Source organism: Pseudactinotalea sp., from assembly GCF_048594945.1.
In the GTDB taxonomy this organism is placed as follows: domain Bacteria; phylum Actinomycetota; class Actinomycetes; order Actinomycetales; family Beutenbergiaceae; genus Pseudactinotalea.
The window spans coordinates 1-1,697 of the sequence record NZ_JBMDXJ010000191.1 but is presented as its reverse complement, the minus strand read 5'-3'; the positions used below and the strand labels follow the sequence as shown (position 1 = coordinate 1,697).

General features: G+C 69.8%; 1 protein-coding gene. It reads right to left on the bottom strand.

Annotated elements, in window-relative coordinates:
• Positions 1 to 72: 72 nt before the first annotated feature.
• Positions 73 to 1,362: an ABC transporter substrate-binding protein gene (locus tag ACOJSN_RS08460; RefSeq protein ID WP_420112056.1), complete on the bottom strand. Its 1,290-nt coding sequence runs from the start codon at positions 1,360 to 1,362 to the stop codon at positions 73 to 75.
• Positions 1,363 to 1,697 lie beyond the last annotated feature (335 nt).

Below are 1,697 nucleotides of genomic sequence, written 5' to 3'. Positions count from 1 at the left end.
ATAGCGAATGCCCGACAGATCGATGACCGGTGTGCCCGACGATTCTTGCTTGGGTCACCGGGCGCGCGCGGGTCAGGAGCCGGCTGCCGCGGCCAGCTCGGACTGCAGGGTCGCCAGGTCAGAGCCGCCGGCGGTGTACTTGCTGACGGCGTCGGTGATGGCGTTGAGCACAGCGACCGGCGTCGCTGCGCCGTGGGCCAGCGACGGCAGGATCTCATCGCTCGCGTAGGAGTCGATCGCCGACTGCTGGTACTCGGAGAAGTCGGCCGGATCGGCGTCGGTTCTGGCCGGGATCGAGCCCTTGGCCTGGTTGAACGCGACCTGACCCTCCAGGGAGCCGACCGTCTCGAGCCAGGCGGTGGCGCCTTCGGGGTTGGGAGCGCCGACCGGGAGTGTGAAGGAGTCGGCGAGGAACCCGAAGCTCCCGTCGGTCCCGGGCACGGGGAACTCGACGAAACCGTCACCGCGCTCGATGTTGGCCTCCTCGAAGGCCGCGACCGCCCAGTCGCCCATGACGTTGTAGCCGGCGCTGCCGTCGATGACCATCTGGGTGGCGTCGGGCCAGTCGAGCCCGTCACGGTCGGTGTTGGTGAAGCTCATCAGCGTCTCGAAGTGCTCGAGCGCGGCGGTCACCTCCGCACCGTTCCAGTCGGTGGTTCCGTCCCACAGGCCCACGTAGGCGTCGGCGCTGAGGTCGGCCATGAGCACGGTCTCGAGCAGGTGCACCTGCGTCCACGGTGCGGCGACCGAGAGCGGGGTGGAGACGCCGGCGTCCTGCAGCGTCTGCAGGTCGTCGATCCAGGCGTCGAGATCAGCCGGCGGCGTGCTTGGGTCGAGGCCGGCGTCCTCCAGCACCGTGGGGTTCGCCCACACCACGTTGGAGCGGTGGATGTTCGAGGGGATCGAGTAGATCGCGCCATCGACCGTGAGCAGGTCGATCAGGTCCTGCGGGAAGACGTCGGTGAGGCCGAACTCCTCGTACAGGTTCGAGACGTCCTCGATCTGACCGGCGTCGATGTAGTCCTGCAGCTCGGCGCCGGCGTGTGCCTGGAACGTGTCCGGCGGGTCGCCCGCCTGCAGCCGCGTCTGCAGCAGGTCCTTCGCCGCCGAGCCCGCGCCACCGGCGACCGCGCCGTTGACGAACGTGAAGTCGGGGTGCTGCTCGGCGAAGACCGCCTCGAGCGCCTCCAGGCCGGTGAGCTCCGACCCTGCGGCCCACCAGGTGAAGACCTCGACGTCGGTGCTCTCGCTCCCGCCGCCGCCCCCGCCGTTACCGCCGCCGCCCCCGCTGTTGCCGCTGCCGCACGCAGCGAGCGCGAGCACGGCTGCCGAGGCCACTGCCAGGGCTGTGATCCGTCGCATCATGACTCCTTCGTCGACTCCGCCGGGAGTGCCCGGCGTCCGCCATTGTGCGCGCTCTCACGATCGGCCGCGACCCCGGATGGCGTCTCGGTGCAATCGTGTCGAAGTCGTGACCTGCGTGGTGGGGATCACGCGGCGGGTGTGGCGGAGCGGGTGCACCGCTGCCGTTATCTATTCGTTACATTGGCCCGATGCCTCGTACCGACCAGAGCACGACGGCGTGGCTCACCTGGCTGCGTGCCGTCTCGATCGTCGGGGTCATGGTCATCCACACCGTGGCGTCGACGGCGGCCGCCGATGACGCACGCAGCCACGCCACGGGCGCGGTCGCGCTG

Coding starts and splice junctions, on each gene's coding strand:
- ACOJSN_RS08460 (WP_420112056.1), bottom strand. CDS start 1,362: ATGCGACGGATCACAGCCCTGGCAGTGGCCTCGGCAGCCGTGCTCGCG.